The sequence below is a fragment of the Streptomyces sp. NPDC058291 genome (assembly GCF_042880855.1).
In the GTDB taxonomy this organism is placed as follows: Bacteria; Actinomycetota; Actinomycetes; order Streptomycetales; family Streptomycetaceae; genus Streptomyces.
In genome coordinates this window covers 13,777-37,877 of the sequence record NZ_JBHVYK010000076.1, presented here as the reverse complement: position 1 = coordinate 37,877, position 24,101 = coordinate 13,777, and the positions used below count along the sequence as shown (strand labels likewise).

Below are 24,101 nucleotides of genomic sequence, written 5' to 3'. Positions count from 1 at the left end.
ACTCCCGGCGGGCCGCTCTCGTCAGGCTACTTCCACTCCAGGCCCCAGACGTTGGCGTCCTTCTTCACCGGAGCGGTGAACCACTTCGACCACTTCGTGCTCTCGTGGTACTTGCAGTGGCCGTCGTAGTAGTACGTGAACTTCGTGGCCTTGAACTTCTTGGACTCGTGGAACATCGTCATGCGGACCTTGGTCTTGCCGGCCTTGTTCTTCGCCGGGATCGAGTAGGTCCAGCTGTTCGACTTCGACCAGGTCTTGCCCACGGTCACGCTGAACGAGGTGCTCGCCTTCGCGAAGATGACCCCGGCCTCGGCCTCGACGCCGGCCGTGCCGCTGGCGCTGACCGTGGCGGTCTTCGTGTGGTTGTAGGTGAGGTTGCCGCCGAGGTTGTCGTACATCCAGTCGCTGTGCAGGTTGGTCGGCTTGCTCACCGTCGACTTGTTGGTGATGTGGTAGCCGGTTCCGGGGCTCGGCGCGCACGCGGCCGAGGCCGGCGCGGCCACGCCGCCCACGATGCCGCCCGCGACGACGGCGGTGGTGATCAGGGTACTTGCGATCTTCCGCACGTACATGTCCCTTCGAGTGAGTAGGCCGGCAGACGGCTCGCACCGGCTGCCTGTGCGCGCTCCAGGCGGTCTCGACGTACTCACCAGAACCCCCGTGAGAAACCCGGCCGGCCTGCCGTGGTGGGCAGTTCGGCGGGTGATCACCGGAGCGCGACGCCAGAATCGGCCGTGCGCCGACGCGGGGCAACCGGCCGGCCGGATGCCCCGCCGCACATCGTCCGACGACAGCCATTGACAACCGCGACCGGTGTCGGGCAAAGCGTGCAGACGGGAACACGAGACGGTGTGAACCCGTTCGATTACGCCCTTCTGCGCGATACGTCACCATCACTCGGGCGATATGTCGTGAGGAAGGTCTCATCGGGGAACGCCATGCGCCGGACGGTATGACAGACCCCCTCAAGTCTTGCCCAAGCCCGGAACCGCCCGGCCGCCGGCGCCGGTCCTGATCGGCAGAGCGACCCGCGGACCCTTCTCGGCGTGCGCGGGGCGCCGATGGCTGTGACGAACGGGGAGAGTGACGACGTGTTGGCTGTGACGCATCGCAGAAGTGCCGGCGCCGGCGAGCCGGCGCCGGGCGAGTGGCTCGGCAGGCCCTTCGGGGTGGCCGTGCGGGCCAGGCGGCTGGAGTTGGGGCTGACCCAGGAACGCCTCGCGGCACAGGCGGGCATGAGCCAGGGGGCGCTCTCGCGTCTGGAGCACGGCCGCGGGGTTCCGACGCTGCCGTTGCTGGAGCGGCTGGCGGCGGCCCTGTCGTCGAACCTGCTCATCGCGCTGTCGCCGCACGGCGCGATCCAGGTGGTCTTCAGGGCGCCGCCCCGCTGAGCCGGCTTGCGCCCGACGCTCCGGGACGTCCCGTGCCGTGCGGCGCGGGACGTTCCCGCGTTCCGGGGCGTGCGCCCCGTCGACGCCCGAACGGCCCAACCGGGCCGCCGGACGTCCGCCTCGCGGACCCCGACACAACCCGTACGGGTGTGGTGAGGGTGCGGGGCCTGTGCGATGTGCCGATATTGACTGGCAAAGGATCAAAACTCCGGCGCCGACGGCATCTCGCCGCTCAGGACAGGCGCGCGGTCGACGAGGAGGCATCCATGCGTGGAGCCACGCACGCCAGGTGGGCCGCATTGGCGGCGGCGGCAGCGCTCACGGCGACGGCCTGCGGAGGCGGGGGGAGCGACAGCGGAAGCGGCGACGGCGGCGCGGTGCTCAGTTCGTCCTGGGGAGACCCGCAGAACCCGCTGGAGCCCGCCAACACCAATGAGGTGCAGGGCGGCAAGGTCCTCGACATGATCTTCCGCAGCCTGAAGAAGTACAACCCGGAGACCGGCGCGGCCGAGGACATGCTGGCCGAGAAGATCGACACCACCGATTCCCAGAACTTCACCGTCACCGTCAAGGACGGCTGGACGTTCAGCAACGGCGAGAAGGTGACGGCGAAGTCCTTCGTCGACGCCTGGAACTACGGCGCGAGCCTGAAGAACAACCAGAAGAACGCCTACTTCTTCCAGTACATCGACGGCTACGACAAGGTGCACCCCGACGGCGGCAAGCAGAGCGCCGACACCCTCTCCGGCCTGAAGGTCGTCAACGACAAGACCTTCACCGTCAAGCTCACGCAGAAGTTCTCCACCTTCCCCGACACCCTGGGCTACCCCGCGTTCGCGCCGCTGCCCCAGGCCTTCTTCAGCGACCACGCCGGCTGGCTGAAGAAGCCGGTCGGGAACGGTCCGTACAGCATCGACTCGTACACCAAGGGCTCCCAGATGGCCCTGAAGAAGTGGGACGACTACCCGGGCGACGACAAGGCGCAGAACGGCGGCGTGACCCTGAAGGTCTACACCGACAACAACACCGCCTACACCGACCTGCTGGCCGGCAACCTCGACCTGGTCGACGACGTGCCCGCGGCCCAGCTCAAGAACGTCAAGGCCGACCTCGGCGACCGCTACCTCAACACGCCGGCCGGCATCATCCAGACCCTCGCCTTCCCGTTCTACGACAAGAAGTGGAACACCGACGGCTCGGACAAGGTCCGCACCGGCCTGTCCCGCGCCATCGACCGCAAGCAGATCACCGAGACGATCTTCCAGAACACCCGCACGCCCGCCACCGACTGGACCTCCCCGGTGCTCGGCAAGGAGGGCGGCTTCAAGGAAGGTCTCTGCGGGGACGCCTGCGACTACGACCCCGCGGCGGCCAAGCAGCTCATCAAGGAGGGCGGCGGCCTCCCCGGCGGCCAGGTCAAGATCACGTACAACGCGGACACCGGATCCCACAAGCAGTGGGTCGACGCGGTCTGCAACTCGATCAACAACGCACTCGACAACGACAAGGCGTGCGCCGGCAACCCGGTGGGCACCTTCGCCGACTACCGGGGCCAGATCACCGAGCGGAAGATGAGCGGCCCGTTCCGGGCGGGCTGGCAGATGGACTACCCCCTCATCCAGAACTTCCTCCAGCCGCTGTACTACACGAACGCCTCCTCCAACGACGGCAAGTGGTCGAACAAGCAGTTCGACTCGCTCGTCAACCAGGCCAACACCGAGACCGACACGACCAAGGCCGTCGAGACCTTCCAGAAGGCCGAGGAGGTCGTCCGCGACAACATGGCCGCCATCCCGCTGTGGTACCAGAACGGCAGCGCCGGCTACTCCGAGCGGCTCTCGAACGTCAAGCTCAACCCGTTCTCCGTCCCGGTCTACAACGAGATCAAGGTCGGCTGACCCGCCATGGGCCGGTATGTGATCCGGCGTCTGCTCCAGATGATCCCGGTGTTCATCGGGGCCACGCTGCTGATCTTCCTGATGGTGAACGTGATGGGCGACCCCATCGCGGGCCTGTGCGGTGACCGGCAGTGCGACCCGTCCACCGCCGCCCAGTTGAAGAAGGAGTTCGGCCTCGACAAGCCGGTGTGGCAGCAGTACCTGACCTACATGGGGAACGTCTTCACCGGAGACTTCGGTACGGCGTTCAACGGCCAGCCGGTCACCGAGCTGATGGCGACGGCGTTCCCGGTCACCATCCGGCTGACGATCGTCGCGATCCTCTTCGAGATCGTCATCGGCATCACCCTGGGCGTCGTGACGGGCCTGCGCCGTGGCCGGCCCGTCGACTCCGGGGTGCTGCTGCTCACGCTCGTGGTCATCTCCGTCCCCACCTTCGTCACCGGCCTGCTGCTGCAACTGCTGCTCGGCGTCGAATGGGGCTGGATCAAGCCCTCGGTCTCCTCGGAGGCGACCTTCGGCGAGCTGATCGTGCCGGGCCTGGTGCTGGCCTCCGTCTCCCTGGCGTACGTCACCCGGCTGACCCGCACCTCCATCGCGGAGAACAAACGCTCCGACTACGTCCGCACGGCCGTCGCCAAGGGGCTGCCCCGGCGCCGGGTCGTCACCCGGCACCTGCTGCGCAACTCCCTCATCCCCGTGGTGACCTTCATCGGGACCGACATCGGCGCCCTGATGGGCGGCGCGATCGTCACCGAGCGCATCTTCAACATCCACGGCGTCGGCTTCCAGCTCTACCAGGGCATCCTGCGTCAGAACACGCAGACCGTCGTCGGGTTCGTGACCGTCCTCGTCCTGGTCTTCCTGGTGGCCAACCTGCTCGTGGACCTCCTGTACGCCGTACTCGACCCGAGGATCCGCTATGCCTGAGCCGACGCCACCGGAGCACCATCTGCCGGGCGCGGGCCGCACCCCGGAGGACGGCGCCATCGCCGACACCGGCATGGGCGGGGCGATGGACCTGGCCACGGCGGAGGGGGAGACCCTGGAGCGGACCCGGGGCGGACCACCGGGCGCGGGAGCCTCGGGGCCGGACGCGGGGGCGGCCTCGGGCGAACGGGCCCGGTCCCTGTGGTCCGACGCCTGGCGCGACCTGCGCCGCAACCCCGTCTTCCTCGTGGCCGCCCTGGTCATCCTCTTCCTGGTCTTCATCTCCCTGTGGCCCGGCTCCATCACCTGGATGAGCCCCCTCAAGTGCACCCTCTCCAAGGCCCAGGAGGGCTCACAACCGGGCCACCCCTTCGGCTTCGACGGCCAGGGCTGCGACGTGTACACGCGCACGGTCTACGGCGCCCGGACGTCCGTCACGGTCGGCGTCCTGGCCACGCTCGGCGTCGCCCTGTTCGGCAGCGTGCTCGGCGGACTCGCCGGCTTCTTCGGCGGGGCTTCGGACTCGCTGCTGTCCCGGCTCACCGACGTCTTCTTCGCCATCCCGGTCGTCCTCGGCGGCCTCGTCCTGCTCTCCGTGGTGACCAGCAACACGGTCTGGCCGGTCATCGGGTTCATGGTGCTGCTCGGCTGGCCGCAGATCTCCCGCATCGCCCGCGGCTCGGTGATCACCGCCAAGCAGCACGACTACGTCCAGGCCGCCCGCGCCCTGGGCGCCTCGAACTCCCGCCTCCTGCTGCGTCACATCACCCCGAACGCGGTCGCCCCCGTCATCGTCGTGGCGACCATCGCGCTCGGCACGTACATCGCGCTGGAGGCGACGCTGTCCTACCTCGGCGTCGGTCTGAAGCCGCCGACCGTCTCCTGGGGCATCGACATCTCCGCCGCCTCCCCCTACATCCGCAACGCCCCGCACGCCCTGCTGTGGCCCTCGGGCGCGCTGGCCGTCACGGTCCTGGCGTTCATCATGCTGGGCGACGCGGTCCGCGACGCCCTCGACCCGAAGCTGAGGTGACGGCCGGATGCTGCTCGAAGTGCGCGACCTGCACGTGGAGTTCCGCACCCGGGACGGGATCGCCCGGGCCGTCAACGGCGTCAGCTACGGCGTGGACGCGGGCGAGACCCTCGCCGTGCTCGGCGAGTCCGGCTCCGGCAAGTCCGTCACCGCCCAGGCGATCATGGGCATCCTCGACATGCCGCCCGGCCGGATCACCTCCGGCGAGATCGTCTTCCGGGGCAGGGACCTGCTCACGGTCAAGGAGGACGAGCGGCGCAAGGTCCGCGGCGCCGAGATGGCGATGATCTTCCAGGACGCGCTGTCGTCCCTGAACCCCGTGCTGTCGGTCGGCGACCAGCTGGGCGAGATGTTCGCCGTGCACCGGGGGATGTCGAGGAAGGACGCGCGGGCCAAGGCCGTGGAGCTGATGGACCGCGTCCGCATCCCGGCCGCCCGCGAACGCGTCAGGGACTACCCGCACCAGTTCTCCGGGGGCATGCGCCAGCGCATCATGATCGCGATGGCGCTGGCCCTGGAACCGGCGCTCATCATCGCCGACGAACCCACCACCGCCCTGGACGTCACGGTCCAGGCCCAGGTCATGGACCTGCTCGCGGAGCTGCAGCGCGAGTACCGCATGGGCCTGATCCTCATCACCCACGACCTGGGCGTCGTCGCGGACGTCGCCGACCGCATCGCCGTCATGTACGCGGGCCGGATCGTCGAGTCCGCTCCGGTCCACGACATCTACAAGGCGCCGGCCCACCCGTACACCCGCGGCCTGCTCGACTCGATCCCGCGGCTGGACCAGAAGGGCCAGGAGCTCTACGCCATCAAGGGCCTGCCGCCCAACCTGATGAACATCCCGCCGGGCTGCGCCTTCAACCCGCGCTGCCCGATGGCGCAGGACGTGTGCCGCACCGACGTGCCGCCCCTGTACGAGGTCACCGAGGCGGGCGTCTCCCCTGCGGACCGCAGGAGCGCGTGCCACTTCTGGAGGGAGTGCCTGCATGGCTAGCACCTCGTCCGGCCCGTCGGGCCCGCCCGTCCCGCCCGGTCCACCGGTTTCGTCGGCCGAGCCGATCCTGGAGGTCAGCGGGCTGCACAAGCACTACCCGCTGACCCAGGGGATCGTGTTCCGCAGACAGGTCGGCTCGGTCAAGGCCGTCGACGGCGTCGACTTCACGCTGGGCCGGGGCGAGACCCTGGGCATCGTGGGGGAGTCCGGCTGCGGCAAGTCGACCGTCGCCAAGATGCTGGTCCACCTGGAGCGTCCGACCGAAGGGCAGATCCGCTACAAGGGCGAGGACGTCACCAAACTGTCGGGCCGGGCCCTGAAGGCCGTCCGCCGCAACATCCAGATGGTCTTCCAGGACCCGTACACATCCCTCAACCCGCGCATGACCGTCGGCGACATCATCGGGGAGCCGTACGAGATCCACCCCGAGGTGGCGCCCAAGGGCGACCGGCGCCGAAAGGTCCAGGACCTGCTGGACGTCGTCGGGCTCAACCCCGAGTACATCAACCGCTACCCGCACCAGTTCTCCGGCGGTCAGCGCCAGCGCATCGGCATCGCGCGCGGGCTGGCCCTGCGCCCCGAGGTGATCGTCGCCGACGAGCCGGTGTCCGCGCTGGACGTGTCGGTCCAGGCGCAGGTGATCAACCTGATGGACCGGCTGCAGAGCGAGTTCGACCTGTCCTATCTCTTCATCGCGCACGACCTGTCCATCGTCCGGCACATCTCGGACCGCGTCGGGGTCATGTACCTCGGACGGATCGTGGAGATCGGCCGCGACGCCGAGATCTACGACCACCCCACGCACCCCTACACCCAGGCCCTGCTCTCCGCGGTCCCGGTGCCGGACCCGGAGGCGCGGGAGCACCGGGAGCGGATCATCCTGGCGGGCGACGTGCCGTCCCCGACGAACATCCCCTCCGGCTGCCGCTTCCGCACCCGCTGCTGGAAGGCGCGGGAGCGCTGCGCCCTGGAGGTGCCGGCGCTGGCCGTCCCGGCGGAGTTCCGGCACGTCGCGGGTCCGGCGGCGCACGCCTCGGCATGCCACTTCGCCGAGGAGAAACAGGTGGTCCCCCCGGTGGAACCTGGGGTCTGAGGCGAGCTGGACGACGTCGCGCCCGCCGCGCGCCGCGACGGCCAGGGCGCGGAGCAACCGTGTATCCGGGTGGCAACCGCGTTAACACGCAGGCAACTTGGCCGACCCGGTTCCGATATACGGACGCGTCAGGCTGGACAGCGTACGGCCGTGCGGGTGCCGTGAACGGGCCGGGGCGCAGCTGTCGCCCCGGCCCGTTGCCCGTCTCAGGGCCGGGCGAGGCCCAGGGAGCGGCGCAGGAAGTCCAGCTGCAGGCGCAGGAGATTCTCGGCGACCTGCTCCTGCGGGGTCATGTGGGTCACGCCCGACAGGGGCAGCACCTCGTGCGGCCGGCCGGCGGCGAGCAGGGCCGAGGACAGCCGCAGCGAGTGGGCGACCACCACGTTGTCGTCCGCCAGTCCGTGGATGATCAGCATCGGGCGGGCCGGCTCGACGGCGTCCACCAGGCCCTCGTCGTCGATCAGGGAGTTGCGGCGGTAGACCTCGGGGTGTTCCCCGGGGTGGCCGAGGTAGCGCTCCTGGTAGTGCGTGTCGTACAGGCGCAGGTCGGTGACCGGGGCGCCGACCACCGCCGCGTGGAAGACGTCGGGACGGCGCAGCACCGCGAGTCCGGCCAGGTAGCCGCCGAAGGACCAGCCGCGCACGGCCACCCGGGTCAGGTCGAGCGGGAAGTGTTCGGCGAGCGCGTGCAGGGCGTCCACCTGGTCCTGCAGGACGATCGCGGCCATGTCGTCCTTGATCGCCTTCTCCCAGGCGGGCGAACGGCCCGGCGTTCCCCGGCCGTCGGCGACGATCACCGCGAAGCCCTGGTCGGCGAACCACTGCGAGGTCAGATGCGCGTTGTGCGCGGCCAGCACCCGCTGCCCGTGCGGCCCGCCGTAGGGGCCGAGGAGGACCGGCAGCGGGGTGTCACCGGGGTAGTCCCTAGGCATAAGCACGGCGCACGGGATGCGTCGTGCGCCCCCTTCGAGGAACGTCACGCGGGGGGACAGACCGGGATCCTCCGCAAGCGACCGGACGGTGGTCGCCGGCTTCCCCTCGCGCAGCACCCGCGCCACGCTCCCCGGCCGGTCCGGCACCGCCGACACCATGACGGTCACGGACCCCGAGCGCACCGCCGAGTGCACCCCGGGCTCCTGCGAGAGGCGCTCCACGCCCAACTCGTTGACGCGGTAGACGTGCACCTCGCCGATCTCCGGCGCGGCCGCGTCCTCGCCGGCCGAGGCCGCGACCAGCACGTCGTCCGCCGTGACGTCCAGCACCGCTCGCACCTGCAACTGGGCCCCGGTCAGTGGGCGTTCACCGACCGCGAGCACCCGCGCACCGCCCTCGTCAGCGATCCGGACCAACTGCCCGGACGGACTCCAGCAGGGCACGCCGGGGAAAAGTTCCAGCCAAATCCGATCTTCGTCGGCATGCACCATCCGGGTCCTCCCGGAGTCGGTGTCCACCGCCAGGAACAGCTGACTTCGCTGGTCGCGCGCCTGGACGAGCAGCAGCGGCGCCCCCGCCCCTGACCAGTGCACTCGCGCCAGATACGGGTACCGCGAACGGTCCCAGGAGACCTCCGTGCGCACCCCGTCGAGCCCGAACACGAACAGCCGCACCTCCGCGTTGGCCGTTCCGGCAGCCGGATAGGGCACGTGGTGCGGGTCACGTTTCGGCTGGGCCGGATCCGAGATCCACCACCGCTCCACCGGCGTGTCGTCCACCCTCGCGACCAGCAGCCGATCCGACTCCGGGGCCCACCAGAAGCCGCGTTGGCGGCCCATCTCCTCGGCCGCGATGAACTCGGCCAATCCATAGGAAACCGTGTCCGATTCCGGTTCCGCCACCGCCCGGTCGTCCTCGCCCCCGGCGTCCACCACCCGCAGCGCGCCCCCGGCGACGTACGCGACGAGCCGTCCGTCGGGGGAGGGGCGGGGGTCGATCACCGGCCCCGCGACCGGGAGCTCGGCGGCCGTCCCGGCCCGCAGCTCGGCCGTGAAAAGCCGCCCTGACAAGGCGAAAGACGCCAGCTCCACCGCCTCGTCGGTGGCATAGCCGACGATGCCGGCGCCCCCCTCGCGGCTGCGTTCGCGACGGGCCCGTTCCTGGGGCGAGAGGTCCTCCGAGGCGCCGCCGAGCAGGGCCCCCGGGTCGGCGGCGAGGCGTTCCGTGCCGTCCGCCGGATCGAGGACCCACAGGGCGCCCGCACGGTCAGTGCCGGAGCCGGACCGCAGGAAGGCGACCCGGGAGCCGTCGGGGGCCACCGTGAACGAACGCGGCGCGCCGAGGGTGAAACGCTGGGTGCGGGCGTGCCTGCGGGGGAAGGAGTCGGAGTCGGTCGTCATCCTCCGACCATATTGGCCATGCTCCCCCCTTGTGCGGCTGTGCGCCGAGAGATGCGCGCCCACACATAGTTATGATCACTAGCGCTGCGTGGGTATGAACCTGCTGGCTGATGTATCGACTTACCCGTTCCCTCGCTCTGTCGTCCCCCACGTTCCCGGGTCCTTGGAGGTGAGCCGCCGTGGCACTCTCGATTTCGGCGGTAGTGCTGCTGGCGATCGTCGTCTTCTTGCTGGTCAAGAAGTCGGGACTGAAGGGCGGTCACGCTGTCGTCTGCATCCTGCTCGGCTTCTATCTGGCCTCCTCGACGATCGCGCCGACCATCAACGACCTGACGACGAGCGTGGCGAGCATGATCGGCAGCATCAAGTTCTGACGCCCGCCCGCACGTGGGCTCCGGCGGGCGACCGACCGGAGCCCGCGGCGGCATCGCCGGGCGCTGGCCGAGCCGCGCGTCGAACTGTCGGAGACAGCGACCTGTCGGAGACCAGCGACCGTCTGGAGGCCGAGCGGGGCTCGTGCCGAGGCGGAACATGGACATGCTGGGCCGCAGTGGGCTCCAGGACACGTCCACCGTCGTGATCTCCACGATCCCCGCCCTCGAAGACGCCGACAGCGGCCTGCCGCCCGAGGTGATCGCCGAGGAGATCGTCCGCGACCTCCAGGCCGCCCTGAACGAGTTCACGGCCATCGCCCGCTCCCTCGGCGGCGAGGTCGACGTACCGGAGACCGGGGTCGAGTAGACCGTCAGCCTTCGGACACGTATGGCACGAAGTCGGCCCATGCCTTGAGGGACAGCGTGAAGCGGGGGCTGCTGTCGGCGTATTTGGAGTCGCGGACGTGGATCGTGCCGGGGGTGGTGGCGATCTCGACGCAGGAGTCACCGTCGGGGCCGTCGCTGTAGCTGCTCTTGAACCACGCCAGCTCGGATGTCTCTCCAGCGGAACCCTTGTGGATCACGTTTCTCCCAGCAGTTGCTCGATGAAGGTCAGCGACTCCCGGGGCGGGAGAGCCTGGGCCCGGATGCTGCCGTACCGCAGCTCAAGGATCCGCAGCTGCTTCGGATCTGAGATCGGTCGGCCGTTGTACGCGCCGTCGGAACGGCCTACAGCCGTGCCGTCCGGGAACTTCAGCACCTCGATCTTTCCACTCAGCCCAGGGTGGGCCTCGGAATTCGTTGGCATCACCTGAAGCGTGACGTTGCGCAACCGCCCCACCTCCAGCAGATGTTCGAGTTGCTGGCGCCACACCATTGTGCCTCCGACCGGCCGACGCAGTGTCGCCTCTTCCTGGACGAAGCTGAGGGCGGGGGCAGGCAACCGCTCGAAGATCGATTTCCGGGCCATGCGAGCGGCCACCCGACGCTCCGCCTCCTCAGGCGAGTACGCAGGCTGCCAGACTTCGAAGAGGGCCCGCGCATGCTCCGGCGTCTGCAACAGCCCGTGCAAGCTGAGCCCGACGTACACCCCGAGCTCGACCGCCTGCGCTTCCAACTTGGCGATCTCGCGGACGTTCTTCGGGTACCGGACCTTCTTCACGTCCTCCTTCATCGCCGAGAGCAGTCCACCCGCCCCCAACACCTTGTCGGCCTTGTCCAGGTACTCGGGGCGGGGGATCCGCTTCCCGCTCTCGATCTTGTAGACGAGGTCCTCGCCGTAGCCGACCGCCAGCCCGAAGTCGGCCGCGCGCATCCCCACGGCCTCTCGCCGCAGTTTCAGCTGCCGCCCCACCGTCTCCACGACGGCGAGACCCCAGTCGTCGTCCGGGTCCACCTCCCAACCCGGTTCGTCCGTCTCCTCCTTGAGCTGGACCGGCTTGCCGTTCACCTGCGTCATTCGCGCCCCTCCGTCACCCGAACCGACAGTCCCGACACGACCGGACAACGCCCGGACAGTCACCGTACGCAACGGCTTCATCACTGTTCACGGTAAGCGGGAGTGGCCACCCTGAGTGACGTGATCCAGGAATCCGTCTCCTCTGCCACCCAACCCGACCGGCACTTCCGCAACTTCAGCGTGCGGCTGTCTCCCACCCCTCGCGGAGCGCGTCTCGCCCGGCTGCTGACGGCCGAGCAACTGCGCTCCTGGGGCATGCCGGTCGACCCGGCCGGTCAGATCGTCGCCGAACTCGCTGCGAACGCGGTGACCCACGGACGCGTTCCGGGCCGGGACTTCCGCCTCACGCTCTACGTCATCGCGAACACGCTGCGCATCGAGGTGACCGACACGGCGGGGGGCCGCCTGCCCCGACTGCGTCCCACGTGCTCGCAGGGCGACTCCGAGTCCGGCCGTGGACTGCTCCTCGTCGAGGCGCTCGCCGACCGGTGGGGCTGGGCCCCGGAGCTGCGCCCGCGCAAGACGGTCTGGGCCGAGGTCGTACTTCCCCCGGATGACGTTCGGAGCCGCCACGACTCCTGACCGCCGGGAGACCCGGACAAGGCATCGCCCTCGCCATCGCCTGCGTACCCGACGCCGAGGGGTGACGGGCGGGCGGGTGGACGACCGGTGGAGGAGTGCCGCCTCGTAGGGTTGGCTTCATGACGGAACTGCCCTCCCTCGACCTCCGGCCAGGGGGACACCCGGCTCGCGCCCCCCGGCGTCTGCTGCTGGTGCACGCGCACCCGGACGACGAGTCGATCAACAACGGCGCGACCATGGCCAGGTACGCGGCCGAGGGCGCCCATGTGACCCTGGTCACCTGCACCCTCGGCGAGCGCGGCGAGGTCATCCCGCCCCGGCTGCGCCACCTGACCGGCGCCGCCCTCGGGGAGCACCGCAGGGGTGAACTCGCCGCCGCCATGGCCGAACTCGGCGTCGACGACTTCCGGCTGCTCGGCGGCCCCGGCCGCTACGGCGACTCCGGAATGATGGGCCTCGCCGACAACGACGACCCCGCGTGCTTCTGGCAGGCCGACGTCGACGCAGCCGCCGCGGCCCTCGTCGAGGTGATCCTGGAGGTGCGCCCCCAGGTCCTCGTGACCTACGACGACGACGGCGGCTACGGCCACCCCGACCACGTCCAGGCCCACCGCGTCGCCATGCGGGCGGCCGAGCTGGCCGAGGCCGCCGGATGGCGCATCCCCAAGGTGTACTGGAACCGCGTCCCGCGATCCGTCGCCGAGGAGGCCTTCGCCCGGCTCCGCGACGAGCTGCCGCAGCTCCCGTTCGACCGGAGCGCGGCCGTGTCCGACGTGCCGGGCGTCGTGGACGACGACCGCGTCACCGCCGAGATCGACGGCGCCGGCGCCCCGGCCGCCGCCAAGGCCGCCGCGATGCGCGCACACGCCACCCAGGTCGAAGTCGCGCCGGGGGACCGGTACTTCGTCCTGTCCAACGAACTCGCCCAGCCGCTCTTCGCGACGGAGTACTACGAGCTCGTACGCGGCGAGCCGGCCGGGAAGAGGGAGACCGACCTGTTCGCGGGTCTCGACGACACGGCGGAGGCGGCCTGATGTCCGACCGTGGCTCGATGCTCGCCCAGCCGCTGCGGATGCCCCCCGCCCGGCGGGTCGCCGCCTACGCGGGGCTCCTGCTGCTCGGGGCGGTCGCCGGCCTCGCCGGCGCACTCGTCCAGGCCGGCTCGTTCCCCGGCGGCCTGCTCCTCGCGCTCGCCGGCGCGTGCGGACTGTTCATCGGCGGCGCGCGGGCCCTCGACACCCGCGCCGGGGCCGTCGCGCCCGCCGTCGGCTGGATGGTCTCCGTCGTCCTGTGCACCGCGGGCCGTCCGGAGGGCGACTTCCTGTTCGGCGCGGGAGGCGGCTCGTACCTCTTCCTGCTCGGCGGCATGGCGCTTGCTGTGATCTGCGCCACCATCGGTTGGGGGCGGCAACCGGTCGGCGACGACGTCCGACTTGGGAAGTGACGTACCACTTCACCGCGGCCCGCCCGTGGGAGTCCCGTGTGGGTTTCCCCGGCGGTCGTGGGATACGGGCCAGAAGTGGCCAGTATGGTGGTGCGCGCCGCCGAGCTGCCCGTGAGGTCGTGGCGGGCGGCGGAGCCAACCTGGAGAACCTGCCTTGAGTCGTGAAACTGACAGTCCGTCCTCCGGGCCCAACGGGTCCAACGGGCGCGGCGGAGCCGCATACCCCTCGGGCACGCCGCCGTACGGCACCCCCGTGGTGTCCGACGGCGGTGCCGACGCGAGCCGTCCGGCTGCGCAGCCGGAGGAACGCAAGACCGAGACCACGCTGACGACGCGGATCCGCATCAACATCCCCGGATCGCGGCCCATTCCGCCGGTCGTCGTGCGCACCCCCGTCGGCGACGCCGACCAGGCGGGCGACGACGGCCCCGGCGGCAAGGCCGGCGCCGACGCCGGCGCACAGCAGGCCGCGCCCTCCGGCGCCGTCGGCCCGAGCTCGTCGGACACCGGCTCGTTCGAGCTGCCCGGCGAACCCGCGCCCGGCGCCGACGACAGGACGAGCGAATGGTTCGCGCCGCGCAAGTCCTCGCCCGCCAAGGGCGGTCAGGGAGCCGGCGGGACCAACGGAGCCGGTCTGCCGGGCGGTTCCGCCGCCGGGACCGGCACGCCCGCGACCCCCCCGGCCGCAGCTCCCGGCGCGGCAGCGCGACCGGGCGGTGGGCGTCCCGGTGGCGTGGTCGGCTCGATGAGCGTGCCGGGCGGAACGCGTCCCGGCGGTACCAACGGGGCCGGGCTGCCCGGCGCCACCGGCGGTCCCGTGGCTCCGGGACACGGTGGCGGCACGGGTTCCTTCGACGTCACCGAGGCGCTCGCCGGCGGTCCCCTCGGCAACGGCTCGCGTCCGGGCCAGGGCCCGACGCAGGGGCCGGGTCAGGGGCCGGGTCAGGGCGGCTCCGGGGCGAACCGCGACAACCTGCCGTACTTCTCCGGCAACGGCCAGAACGGCCTCCCCGGCCCGAACGGCGGTCCCGGCGGCCCGAGCGGCGGCCTCCCCGGCCCGAACGGCGGCCCGAGCGGCGGTCCCGGCGGGCCGAACGCCCAGCAGGGCGGTCCCGGCGGCCTGCCCGGCGGTCCGGGAGCCCGAACCGGCCTTCCGGCCGGTCCCGGCGGCCCGGGCGGCTCCTACGACTTCAACGGCCCCGACGGACCCGGCGGCCCCGGGGGCCCCGGCGGTCCGCAGGGCGGCCCCACCGGCCCGACCAGCGGTCCGGTCACCGGTGACGGCCCGATCGTGCCCCCGATGAACGGCGGCGCCCCGGGCGCCACCCGCGCTCCCGGCGGTCCGGGTGTGCCGTCCGGCCCCGGCGGTCCGGGTGTGCCGTCCGGTCCCGGCGGCCCGCGTTCGGCCGCTCCGGGCGCCGGCGCCGGCGTGGGGCGGCTGCCCGGCGGGGGCCTCAGCGACGACACCGCGATCCTCACCCCGCAAAAGCCCGCCCCCGGACCGGGCGCGGGCGGTTACGGCGGCCGTCCGGTCGACAACGTCTCCGGACACACCGTCACCAGCGGCATCCCCGTCGTCCCGGCCGGCGGCGGCCAGGGCGGGCCCTTCGGACCGGGCGGCGCGCCCGCCGACGGGCCGCTGCCGCACACCGGGCCCAAGGCGCCGGAGCAGAGCAGGCCGAGCCCGTCCGCGGGCGACTCCCAGAAGAAGAAAAAGAAGAAGGGACGCGGCAAGCTCCCGCTGCTCGGCGGCCTGGTGGTGGTCGCCGGGGTCGGCGTCTACGGCGCCGGCCTGCTGATGAACCACTCCGACGTGCCCAAGGGCACCACCGTCCTCGGCGTCGACATCGGCGGCGGCACCCGCGACGACGCCGTCAAGAAGCTCGACGACGCCTTCGACAAGCGGGTCGGGCAGCCGCTGAAGCTGTCCGTGGACGGCGGCACGGTCACGCTCAAGCCGGACCAGGCGGGCCTGCAGTTCGACATCCAGGCCACGGTCGACGACGCCGCCCAGAGCGACTACAACCCGGTCTCGGTGATCGGCTCGCTGTTCGGACAGCACCGCGAGGTCGAGCCCGCGATGCCGGTCGACGAGGAGAAGCTGCAGGCCGCTCTGCGCAGCGCGGCGGGCGGTTCCGGCTCGGCCACCGACGGCACCATCACCTTCGAGTCCGGCAAGGCCGTCCCCGTCTACGGCAAGGCCGGCAAGGGCATCGACGCGGCGAAGGCCCAGGACGCCGTCGTGGCGGCCTACCGCACCCAGGTGGAGACCGGTTCGGCGGCCGGCGTGAAGGTGCCGACCACCACCAGGCAGCCCACGGTGCCCGACGCCGAGGTCGACCGCATGATGAAGGAGTTCGCCGAACCGGCGATGTCCGGCAAGGTCACCGTCATGACCGACGCGGCGCACTCGGTCTCCTTCAGCCCGAAGAACTCCCTGTGGAAGTTCCTCCGGGTCAAGGCGGTCGACGGCAAGCTCGTCGAGAGCTACGACCAGCCGGCCCTGAAGGCGCTGTACGGCGGCACCTTCCACGGCGTCCTGATCTCCCGCGGCACCGGCCAGAAGACGGCCGTCACCGTCCAGGACGTCATCGGCGCGCTGCGTCCCGCCCTCAAGAGCGAGACGAACCGGATCGGCGTCATCGACACCGACCCGAGCTGACGTCTGCGCGGCGTCGCATGACATCTGTCATGCGACGCCGCGGACGTCCGACACTGCCGCCCGGGGCGCCGTCCGCGCGACGATGACCGGCATGACGACGCAGACAGCACCGGTGGTCGACTTCGACCAGGTGAGCAAGAGCTTCGGGAACGTGCGGGCCGTGGACGGCCTGACGCTCTCGCTGCGCCCGGGGGAGACCGTGGCGCTGCTGGGACCCAACGGGGCGGGCAAGTCCACCACCCTCGACCTCCTCCTCGGCCTCAAACAGCCCGACAGCGGCGCCGTCCGCGTCTTCGGGGTCACCGCGCGCGAGGCGATCGTCGCCGGCCGGGTGGGCGCGATGCTGCAGAGCGGCGGACTGATGGACGAGGTCACCGTCGCCGAACTCGTCGGCCTCGCCTGCGCCCTGCACCCCAAGCCGTACCAGGCCTCCGACGTGATGGCCCGCGCGGGCATCGCGTCGATCGCCGCCCGCAAGGTGAACAAGCTCTCCGGCGGGCAGGCCCAGCGCGTGCGGTTCGCCCTCGCCACCGCCGGCGACAGCGACCTGATCGTCCTGGACGAGCCCACCACCGGCATGGACGTCACCGCCCGCCAGGCCTTCTGGGCCACCATGCGCGAGCAGGCCGACCAGGGCCGCACCGTCCTGTTCGCCACGCACTACCTGGAGGAGGCCGACGCCATAGCCGACCGGGTGCTGGTCCTGCACCGGGGCCGGCTGCTGGCCGACGGCACGGCGGCCGAGATCAAGGCGAAGGCGGGCGCCCGGCGCATCTCCTTCGACCTGGAGGGCGAGATCGACGAACGGGCCCTGCGTGAACTGCCCTTCCTCACCGCCGTCACCGTGTCCCACAGCGGCTCCGCCGCGGAATCCGTGCACACCGTGCGCATCCAGTCCGGCGACGCCGACGCCACCGTCCACGCGCTGTACGGGCTCGGCCTCTACCCCCGCAACCTCGAAGTCGCCGGGCTCGGTCTGGAGCAGGCCTTCGTCGCCATCACCGCCGCCGAGGAGGCGAAGACCAAGTGAACAGCCTGATCAAGCTGGAGCTCGCCCGCGCCCTGCGCAACCGCAAGTTCCTGTTCTTCTCGGTGATCTACCCGTCGGTCCTGTTCCTGCTGATCTCCAGCACCTCCGACAGCGCCACGAAGGTCGACGGGACCGGCCTGACCCTCCCGACGTACATGATGGTCTCGATGGCCTCCTTCGGCGCCCTCACGGCCGTCCTCATGGGCAACAGCGAGCGCATCGCCAAGGAGCGCGAGAACGGCTGGGTGCGGCAACTGCGGCTGACCACCCTCCCGGGCCGCGGATACGTCCTCGCCAAGACCGCCAGCGCGGCCGTGGTCAGCCTGCCGTCCATCGTCGTGGTGTTCGTCTGCGCCGCCGCCCTGAAGGACGTACGGCTGGACGCCTGGCAGTGGTGCGCCCTGACCGGCGCGATCTGGGCCGGCAGCCTCGTCTTCGCCGCGCTGGGTGTGGCGATCGGCTACCTCGCCGACGGGGACGCGGTCCGCCCGATCACCATGATCACCTACTTCGGGCTGTCGATCCTGGGCGGCCTGTGGTGGCCCACCGCCACCTTCCCGTCCTGGCTGCGGGGCATAGCCGAGTGGGCCCCCACCCACGCGTACGCTGCGCTGGGGCAGGCGATCGAACAGAGCCAGGCCCCCCATGCCAAGGACATCGCCATCCTGGTCGCCTTCTTCGTCCTGTTCACGGGCGGTGCGGCCTGGCTGTACCGGAAGGACACGCTGAAGGCGTGAGCGTCATGACGGACGATCAGTCGCACGAGGCCCGGCAGGAGCCCCAGATCCTGCTGGGCCGGCCGGCCCGCAACCGGCGGGAGCTGTGGCGCCGCAAGCTGCTCTGGATCGGCGTCTGGCTGGTGTTCCTCAGCTCTCCGGTCCACGACCTCGTCTCCGGGCGGCACACCACCGGCGCCACCGTGGCCGGCTGGCTGGGCCTGGCGGTGTTCGTCGCGCTCTACCTCTCCCTGCTGTTCCGCAACATGGGGGACACGCCCTACCCCTCGAGGCTCGTCGCCGCCGTCATCGGCTCCATGGCGGTGCTCGCCACGGTCCTGGGCCTCACCCTGGGCCCCGCCTGGCTCGGGCTGTACTGCTACGTCTCCGTGGCCTGCGGAAGCGTGCTGCCGATGCGGGCGGCGTTCTGGACGATCCCGGGCACGGGCGCGGTGCTCCTCCTCGTCGGTCTGCGCGCCGACGAGGAGGAGGCGCTCAACCTCCTGCTGCTGGTCCTGCTCATCGGGTTCGCGATGACGGGCGTGAGCCAACTCGTCCGCACGACGGTGGAGTTGCGCAAGGCCCGGGCGACGGTCGCCCAACTGGCCGCCAACGAGGAGCGGCTGAGACTGGCGAGGGACCTGCACGATCTGCTCGGCCACTCGCTGTCCCTCATCACGCTCAAGAGCGAGCTGGCCGGCCGCATGCTGCCCGACCACCCGGACAAGGCCGCCCAGCAGGTCGCCGACATCGAACAGGTCAGCCGGCAGGCCCTGGTGGACGTCCGCGAGGCCGTCACCGGCTACCGGCGGCCCCGGCTGGCGTCCGAACTGGCCGGTGCGGAGGTCGCCCTGACGGCGGCCGGCGTCGTCGCCGCGATACCCGCGGAGCCGGACCTGGACGGCGTCCCCGAGGAGAGCGAGTCCGCCCTGGCCTGGGCCCTGCGCGAGGCGATCACCAACGTCGTACGGCACAGCGGCGCGACCCGCTGCACGGTGGACGTCGTGCGGCGCCAGACCCTCGACGGCCCGGTCCTGGAACTCTCCGTGGAGGACGACGGTTCCGGGGGCTCCGGCAAGGGCCCCGGCAACGGTCTCACCGGTCTGACCGAACGTCTGGAGAAGGCGAGCGGCACCCTGGACGCGGGCCGCCTGAAGAGGGGCTTCCGGCTGGCCGCCCGGGTCCCGGCCGGCCCGGCCCGCGGCATAGGATCCGGCTCATGAGTGGTGGCACGATCAAGGTCCTGCTGGCCGAGGACCAGTCGATGGTTCGCGAGGCCCTGGCGGCCCTGCTCGGCCTGGAGGACGACATCGAGGTGGTCGCCCAGGTGGCGCGGGGCGACGAGGTCCTCGCGGCCGTCCGCGCCCACGACGTCGACGTCGCTCTCCTCGACATAGAGATGCCGGGCGCGACGGGCATCGAGGCGGCGGCCCAGGTCCACCGGGAGTTCCCGGGACTGAAGCTGGTCGTGCTCACCACCTTCGGCCGTCCCGGCTATCTGCGCAGCGCGATGGAGGCGGGCGCCGACGCTTTCCTGGTCAAGGACGCTCCGGCCGCCCAGCTGGCTCAGGCGGTCCGCAAGGTCCTCGCGGGCGAGCGGGTCATCGACCCCACGCTCGCCGCGGCCGCGCTCGCCGGGGGCGCCAACCCCCTGACCGACCGCGAGCGCGAGGTCCTGCGCGCGGCGGCCGACGGTTCGACCAACGCGGAACTGGCCGCCGCCCTGCACCTGTCCCAGGGCACGGTCCGCAACTACCTGTCGACGGCGATCCAGAAGCTCGCGGTGCGCAACCGGGCTGAGGCGGTCCGCACCGCCAGGGAAAAGGGCTGGCTGTGAGCCGCTAGCCCCAGCCGACCCGGTCGGCACGGCCGCCGGTTGCGTGGGCCCAGGGGCCGGGTCCGTAGGACCGGGGCGGTCCGTCAGCCGGAGAGGCAGCGGCCGGCGACTCGGGTTCGGGGACGGGGCGTTCGCGTCACGCCGGGTGTCAGTTCAACAGGGCCCGCGCGGCGAACGCCTCCTTCCGTACCCGTCCCGCCGCCGCCTCGTCCACGACCTCCACCAGTGACGCGTACTCCTCCAGCTCTACGGCCCCGCCGACGAAATCGCCCCGCTGGACCAGCAACTGCCCCTTCTCGTACCGAAGTCGGGCCGGATGCGAGGGCACGGCCAGCCCCAGCTCGACGGCCCACAGGGCGACGTCCGACCGCTCCGGACGGGCCGCGGCCCACGACCGGATGTTGTTCAGGATCCGCATCACGACGTCCAACGGCTCCGCCGGCGCCAGCATCGACGGCTCCAGCCGCGCCCCCGTCGCCCCCGTGACCAGTTGCTCCGCGTCACCGCCGGTCAGCACCCGCCCGCCGTCGAACGGGTCGACGAGGACCTGCCGCTCGACGTCCCCGGCCGGCCCGAACCCCACCACGAAGTGCCCCGGCAGCGCGACCCCGTGGACCGGGGCCCCGGCCCGCCGCGCCACCTCCACCCACACCACGGACAACAGGATCGGCAGCCCCCGCCGCCGGGTGAGCACCTGATGCAGCAGCGACGACTCCAGCCGGTCGTAGTCCGCGTCCGACCCGCCGAAGCCGTATCGCCCGCCGAGCAGGTCCCGCAGCGCCGCGGCCCACGCGTGCGGTCCGCCGGGCCGGTACGGCAGCTCGCCCGCCAGCCGGTCCAGCTCGATCTGGGCGGCGTCCAGAGCGGCCTCGTCCAGCCGCGGATCCGCCGCCGCGCCGATCAGCAGACACAGCAGCGCAAGGTCGGGCCGCTCGGCCCGCGCCTCCTCGGCGAACCGCCGTCGCGCCTCGTCGCGGTCGATCCCGTCGCCGGCCTCGCTCACGACGCCTCCGTCGAGGACTCCCGCGCCGGCTCCCGGTAGTGGTGGTACGCGTGATGCGCGGCGAAGCCCATCCCGGCGTACAGCGCCCGTGCTCCCGCGTTCTCCTCCTCCACCTGCAGCCAGGCCGCCGACGCTCCCTCCGCCAGCGCCTGCCGGGCCAGCGCGGCCATCACGGTCGTGGCGAGCCCCTCGCGCCGGCGCGCCGGATCGACCTCGACGGCGGCGAACCCGGCCCACCGCCCGTCCACGACGCACCGCCCGATCGCGGCCGGCGCCTCGCCGGGCGGTCCGGGCACGGACGCGAACCACACCGACGGCCCGTCCCCGCTCCCGGCCTCGCCCGAACCGGGAAACCCGCCGCCCAGCACCTTCAGGGCCGCCTCGCCGACCCCCTTGCGCTGATACCGCGCCAGCCACGCCCCGTCGGCCTCCCGGGCCAGCACCACACCCGTGCCCTGCGCCCGGTCGGCGACCGGCGCCAACGCCCCGATCCACAGCTGAGCCGTCACCTCACGCACCCACCCGCGCTCCTCCAGCCGCGCGCTCAGCAGTTCCTCCGCGCCTTCGGCCCCCGTCGCCGTCTGCACATAGGCGGGCAGCCCGCGCCGGCCGTACCAGTCCCGGACGACGTCCAGGGCCGCGTCGAGCGGCATCCCGGGGTCGCCGAGCGGCAGCACCGAGTTGGCCCGCCGCGTGAAGCCCGCGGCGGCCCGCAGCTCCCACGCGCCGAGCCGTTCGCTCTCCACGGGACGCCAGGCCCGCGCGGCGACCCGGGCGAGCTCCGGGTAGGAGGCGGCGGGCCCGCGTCGGCGGGCCGGCGCGGCCGGCACGACCTTCCCGGCGACCAGCGAGGACGCGTCAACGCGGACGCTCTCACCGCTCTTCCGTGTGATCGCGAGCACACCGTCGTCCCATGATGTGAGAACACCGACCGTGTCGGTGAATTCGTCCCCCGGGGAACCAGTGCCGCTCAAGCATCGAACGGAGACACGTTTGCCCACGTCAGCGGCGGTGATACGGACCTCCAAGCGTCCGGCGGCCGAGATTTCCACAGGTCGGTTCACCCCTCCTGTTCGGATCATGCCCAAGAACGGAGATACTAGGGGCGGGCATCGACGACGCCGCGCTCCCGCGCGCCAGGCGGCGGAGCCTGAGGAGGCCCGCCGGCGCCCTATCGAGGAGGAACGACAGCGTGACCTACGTCATCGCGCAGCCTTGTGTCGACGTGAAGGACAAGGCCTGCATCGAAGAGTGCCCGGTCGACTGCATCTACGAGGGCCAGCGGTCCTTGTACATCCACCCGGACGAATGCGTCGACTGCGGTGCCTGTGAGCCGGTCTGCCCGGTCGAGGCGATCTTCTACGAGGACGACACTCCGGAGGAGTGGAAGGACTACTACAAGGCGAACGTCGAGTTCTTCGACGACCTCGGCTCGCCCGGCGGCGCCAGCAAGCTGGGTCTGATCGAGCGCGACCACCCCTTCGTCGCCGCGCTGCCGCCGCAGGCGGCCGAGTAATCCGCAGCAGCGGCCCGCACTCCGTGCCGCCTCGGTCCCGTACGGCCTGATCCCGCCGATCGCCGTACGGGGCCGAGGCGTTGGCCGTTCGTACGAAAGTGAGCCAGTCACCGTGTCCTCCGCAGTCTCCGACCGCCTTCCCACGTTTCCCTGGGACAAGCTGGAGCCGTACAAGAAGACGGCCGCAGCGCACCCGGACGGCATCGTCGACCTCTCCGTCGGCACTCCGGTCGACCCGGTCCCCGATCTGATCCAGAAGGCCCTGATCGACGCGGCGGACTCGCCGGGCTACCCGACCGTCTGGGGCACCCCGGCGCTGCGGGACGCGATCACCGGCTGGCTGGAGCGCCGTCTGGGCGCCCGCGAGGTCACCCACCGCCACGTCCTGCCGATCGTCGGCTCCAAGGAACTGGTGGCCTGGCTTCCGACCCAGCTGGGCCTCGGACCCGGCGACAGGGTGGCCTTCCCACGGCTGGCCTACCCGACGTACGAGGTGGGCGCGCGGCTGGCCGGCGCCCGGTACGAGGTCTACGACGACCCCACGGCCCTGGACCCGACCGACCTCAGGCTGCTCTGGCTGAACTCGCCGTCCAACCCCACCGGACAGGTCCTGTCCCAGGCGGAGCTGACCCGGATCGTCGCCTGGGCGAGGCGGCACGGGGTGCTGGTCTTCTCCGACGAGTGCTACCTGGAGCTGGGCTGGGAGGCCGACCCGGTCTCGGTCCTGCACCCGGACGTCAACGGCGGCTCGTACGAGGGCGTCGTCGCCGTCCACTCCCTTTCCAAGCGCTCCAACCTGGCCGGCTACCGCGCGGCCTTCCTGGCGGGCGACCCGGCCGTCCTCGGCCCCCTGCTGGAGATCCGCAAGCACGGCGGGATGATGACGGCGGCGCCCACCCAGGCGGCCGTCGTGGCGGCTCTCGGCGACGACGTCCACGTCCGCGAGCAGCGCGAACGCTACGCGGCCCGCCGCGCCCTCCTGCGCGAGGCGCTCGTGTCCCACGGCTTCCGCATCGAGCACAGCGAGGCCAGCCTCTACCTCTGGGCGACGCGGGACGAGTCCTGCTGGACCACCGTCGCCCACCTGGCCGACCGGGGCATCCTGGTGGCCCCCGGCGACTTCTACGGCGAGGCGGGCGCGCAGTTCGTGCGCGTGGCCCTCACCGCGACGGACGAGCGGGTGCGCGCGGCCGTGGCACGGCTGTAGTCCCGGCCCCGGATCCCGCCCGGGCGCACGCGACGGAACGGGGTCCGGGGGAACTCCCCCGGACCCCGTCCGAACTCACCGAACTCACCGAACCCACCGGTCCAGGCCGGACCCCGGCCGGGTCCTAGCCGAGCGGCAGGCCCTTCACCGGCAGGGTCTGGGCGCCGGGCAGCCCGCCCTTGGTCAGGGACTCGGTCGGCAGGCCGCCCTTCGTGGCGGTCGACGCGGTGTCCCCGAGGAGGCTCCCGGCGGAGCCGGCCGCCTCGCCGGCCGTCTTCTGCGCCGCCGGCGCCGCCTTCTTCACGGCCTTGCCGCCGGTCTTGCCCGCGACGGGCACCGCCTGCTCGACCGCCTTGCCGCCGGTCTCACCCGCGAGCCCGGTCACGTGCTGGGCCGCGCCGTCGACCGTGTTGCCGACGGCGGCCCCGTCCAGGGCGGTCAGGCCGCCGAGGTCCGGAGCGGCGGGGAGGCCGGGTGCCGCGCTGGCGGAGCCGGCCGCACCGACTCCGGCGGCCGCTCCTGCAGCGACGAGCAGCGCGGCGCGGGCGATCCGGCGGGTCAGGGGGAGGGACATGATGCTCCTTCGACGGGAG

At 71.8% G+C, this 24,101-nt stretch carries 25 protein-coding genes; 18 read left to right on the top strand and 7 right to left on the bottom strand.

Translation table 11 applies throughout. From position 1 onward, the window contains the following. Positions 1 to 26 precede the first annotated feature (26 nt). Entirely contained in the window at positions 27 to 572 is a 546-nt protein-coding gene (locus tag ACFVYK_RS29540) for a hypothetical protein (protein ID WP_389779298.1), read from the bottom strand. A gap of 528 nt (positions 573 to 1,100) precedes the next feature. Here ACFVYK_RS29540 and ACFVYK_RS29535 point away from each other — a divergent pair. From ACFVYK_RS29535 to ACFVYK_RS29510, 6 genes are all read left to right on the top strand, one after another. Continuing rightward, positions 1,101 to 1,391 (top strand): helix-turn-helix domain-containing protein, encoded by a 291-nt coding sequence (locus ACFVYK_RS29535; RefSeq protein WP_389779297.1) that lies wholly within the window; start codon positions 1,101 to 1,103, stop codon positions 1,389 to 1,391. Positions 1,392 to 1,657: 266 nt separating this feature from the next. Then, positions 1,658 to 3,289 carry an ABC transporter substrate-binding protein gene (locus tag ACFVYK_RS29530; protein ID WP_389779296.1) on the top strand — a complete coding sequence of 544 codons (1,632 nt, stop codon included), beginning with the start codon at positions 1,658 to 1,660 and terminating at the stop codon, positions 3,287 to 3,289. A 6-nt stretch (positions 3,290 to 3,295) separates the two neighbouring features. Continuing rightward, entirely contained in the window at positions 3,296 to 4,219 is a 924-nt protein-coding gene (locus tag ACFVYK_RS29525) for an ABC transporter permease (protein WP_389779295.1), read from the top strand. After that, a complete protein-coding gene (locus tag ACFVYK_RS29520) occupies positions 4,212 to 5,252 on the top strand; it encodes an ABC transporter permease (protein WP_389779293.1) in 1,041 nt (346 codons plus the stop codon). The genes ACFVYK_RS29525 and ACFVYK_RS29520 overlap by 8 nt, the downstream gene beginning before the upstream one ends. Before the next feature lie 7 nt (positions 5,253 to 5,259). After that, positions 5,260 to 6,252, top strand: coding sequence for an ABC transporter ATP-binding protein (locus ACFVYK_RS29515; RefSeq protein WP_389779291.1), 993 nt, complete (start codon positions 5,260 to 5,262; stop codon positions 6,250 to 6,252). Beyond that, positions 6,245 to 7,345: an ABC transporter ATP-binding protein gene (locus tag ACFVYK_RS29510; protein WP_389779290.1), complete on the top strand. Its 1,101-nt coding sequence runs from the start codon at positions 6,245 to 6,247 to the stop codon at positions 7,343 to 7,345. Before ACFVYK_RS29515 ends, ACFVYK_RS29510 begins: the two co-directional genes overlap by 8 nt. A 206-nt stretch (positions 7,346 to 7,551) precedes the next feature. On the opposite strand, the gene ACFVYK_RS29505 is transcribed toward ACFVYK_RS29510, so the two are convergent. After that, a complete protein-coding gene (locus tag ACFVYK_RS29505) occupies positions 7,552 to 9,678 on the bottom strand; it encodes a prolyl oligopeptidase family serine peptidase (protein WP_389779288.1) in 2,127 nt (708 codons plus the stop codon). A gap of 179 nt (positions 9,679 to 9,857) precedes the next feature. Here ACFVYK_RS29505 and ACFVYK_RS29500 point away from each other — a divergent pair, with 179 nt between their 5' ends. Together ACFVYK_RS29500 and ACFVYK_RS29495 are read left to right on the top strand one after the other, a co-directional pair. Continuing rightward, positions 9,858 to 10,052 (top strand): hypothetical protein, encoded by a 195-nt coding sequence (locus tag ACFVYK_RS29500; RefSeq protein ID WP_389779287.1) that lies wholly within the window; start codon positions 9,858 to 9,860, stop codon positions 10,050 to 10,052. A gap of 163 nt (positions 10,053 to 10,215) precedes the next feature. Beyond that, positions 10,216 to 10,419, top strand: coding sequence for a hypothetical protein (locus ACFVYK_RS29495; RefSeq protein WP_389779286.1), 204 nt, complete (start codon positions 10,216 to 10,218; stop codon positions 10,417 to 10,419). Positions 10,420 to 10,423: 4 nt separating this feature from the next. Here the strand turns inward: ACFVYK_RS29495 and ACFVYK_RS29490 are convergent, their stop codons facing one another. Further along, entirely contained in the window at positions 10,424 to 10,636 is a 213-nt protein-coding gene (locus tag ACFVYK_RS29490; protein ID WP_389779285.1) for a DUF397 domain-containing protein, read from the bottom strand. Beyond that, a complete protein-coding gene (locus ACFVYK_RS29485; protein WP_389779284.1) occupies positions 10,633 to 11,511 on the bottom strand; it encodes a helix-turn-helix domain-containing protein in 879 nt (292 codons plus the stop codon). The genes ACFVYK_RS29490 and ACFVYK_RS29485 overlap by 4 nt, the downstream gene beginning before the upstream one ends. A 120-nt stretch (positions 11,512 to 11,631) precedes the next feature. Here ACFVYK_RS29485 and ACFVYK_RS29480 point away from each other — a divergent pair, with 120 nt between their 5' ends. The 8 genes from ACFVYK_RS29480 to ACFVYK_RS29445 all read left to right on the top strand — a co-directional run bounded on the left by ACFVYK_RS29480 (position 11,632) and on the right by ACFVYK_RS29445 (position 19,782). Next, positions 11,632 to 12,093 carry an ATP-binding protein gene (locus ACFVYK_RS29480; protein WP_389779283.1) on the top strand — a complete coding sequence of 154 codons (462 nt, stop codon included), beginning with the start codon at positions 11,632 to 11,634 and terminating at the stop codon, positions 12,091 to 12,093. Positions 12,094 to 12,212: 119 nt separating this feature from the next. After that, positions 12,213 to 13,127: an N-acetyl-1-D-myo-inositol-2-amino-2-deoxy-alpha-D-glucopyranoside deacetylase gene (mshB, locus tag ACFVYK_RS29475; RefSeq protein WP_389779281.1), complete on the top strand. Its 915-nt coding sequence runs from the start codon at positions 12,213 to 12,215 to the stop codon at positions 13,125 to 13,127. Then, complete coding sequence (locus tag ACFVYK_RS29470; RefSeq protein WP_389779279.1) at positions 13,127 to 13,537, top strand: DUF6113 family protein; 411 nt, start codon at positions 13,127 to 13,129, stop codon at positions 13,535 to 13,537. The genes mshB and ACFVYK_RS29470 overlap by 1 nt, the downstream gene beginning before the upstream one ends. A 154-nt stretch (positions 13,538 to 13,691) precedes the next feature. Further along, a complete protein-coding gene (locus ACFVYK_RS29465) occupies positions 13,692 to 16,199 on the top strand; it encodes a hypothetical protein (RefSeq protein ID WP_389779277.1) in 2,508 nt (835 codons plus the stop codon). An 82-nt stretch (positions 16,200 to 16,281) separates the two neighbouring features. Next, the gene (locus tag ACFVYK_RS29460) at positions 16,282 to 17,229 is read left to right on the top strand and encodes an ABC transporter ATP-binding protein (protein ID WP_389779275.1); all 948 of its coding nucleotides are present in this window, start codon (positions 16,282 to 16,284) and stop codon (positions 17,227 to 17,229) included. Next, complete coding sequence (locus tag ACFVYK_RS29455) at positions 17,226 to 17,966, top strand: ABC transporter permease (protein ID WP_389779273.1); 741 nt, start codon at positions 17,226 to 17,228, stop codon at positions 17,964 to 17,966. Before ACFVYK_RS29460 ends, ACFVYK_RS29455 begins: the two co-directional genes overlap by 4 nt. Positions 17,967 to 17,971: 5 nt before the next feature. After that, entirely contained in the window at positions 17,972 to 19,168 is a 1,197-nt protein-coding gene (locus ACFVYK_RS29450; protein ID WP_389779271.1) for a sensor histidine kinase, read from the top strand. Beyond that, the gene (locus ACFVYK_RS29445) at positions 19,165 to 19,782 is read left to right on the top strand and encodes a response regulator (RefSeq protein ID WP_389779269.1); all 618 of its coding nucleotides are present in this window, start codon (positions 19,165 to 19,167) and stop codon (positions 19,780 to 19,782) included. The genes ACFVYK_RS29450 and ACFVYK_RS29445 overlap by 4 nt, the downstream gene beginning before the upstream one ends. Positions 19,783 to 19,930: 148 nt before the next feature. Here the strand turns inward: ACFVYK_RS29445 and ACFVYK_RS29440 are convergent, their stop codons facing one another. Both ACFVYK_RS29440 and ACFVYK_RS29435 read right to left on the bottom strand, forming a co-directional pair. Next, positions 19,931 to 20,785, bottom strand: coding sequence for a tetratricopeptide repeat protein (locus ACFVYK_RS29440; protein WP_389779267.1), 855 nt, complete (start codon positions 20,783 to 20,785; stop codon positions 19,931 to 19,933). Then, positions 20,782 to 21,867: a GNAT family N-acetyltransferase gene (locus ACFVYK_RS29435; RefSeq protein ID WP_389779265.1), complete on the bottom strand. Its 1,086-nt coding sequence runs from the start codon at positions 21,865 to 21,867 to the stop codon at positions 20,782 to 20,784. Before ACFVYK_RS29435 ends, ACFVYK_RS29440 begins: the two co-directional genes overlap by 4 nt. 110 nt (positions 21,868 to 21,977) lie before the next feature. On the opposite strand from ACFVYK_RS29435, the gene fdxA reads away from it, so the two are divergent. Together fdxA and ACFVYK_RS29425 are read left to right on the top strand one after the other, a co-directional pair. Next, positions 21,978 to 22,301 carry a ferredoxin gene (fdxA, locus tag ACFVYK_RS29430; RefSeq protein WP_069768200.1) on the top strand — a complete coding sequence of 108 codons (324 nt, stop codon included), beginning with the start codon at positions 21,978 to 21,980 and terminating at the stop codon, positions 22,299 to 22,301. A gap of 112 nt (positions 22,302 to 22,413) precedes the next feature. Continuing rightward, positions 22,414 to 23,508, top strand: coding sequence for a bifunctional succinyldiaminopimelate transaminase/glutamate-prephenate aminotransferase (locus ACFVYK_RS29425; RefSeq protein WP_389779262.1), 1,095 nt, complete (start codon positions 22,414 to 22,416; stop codon positions 23,506 to 23,508). A 124-nt stretch (positions 23,509 to 23,632) separates the two neighbouring features. Here ACFVYK_RS29425 and ACFVYK_RS29420 read toward each other — a convergent pair whose 3' ends face one another. After that, positions 23,633 to 24,082 carry an ATP-binding protein gene (locus ACFVYK_RS29420; protein ID WP_389779260.1) on the bottom strand — a complete coding sequence of 150 codons (450 nt, stop codon included), beginning with the start codon at positions 24,080 to 24,082 and terminating at the stop codon, positions 23,633 to 23,635. Positions 24,083 to 24,101: the final 19 nt, after the last annotated feature.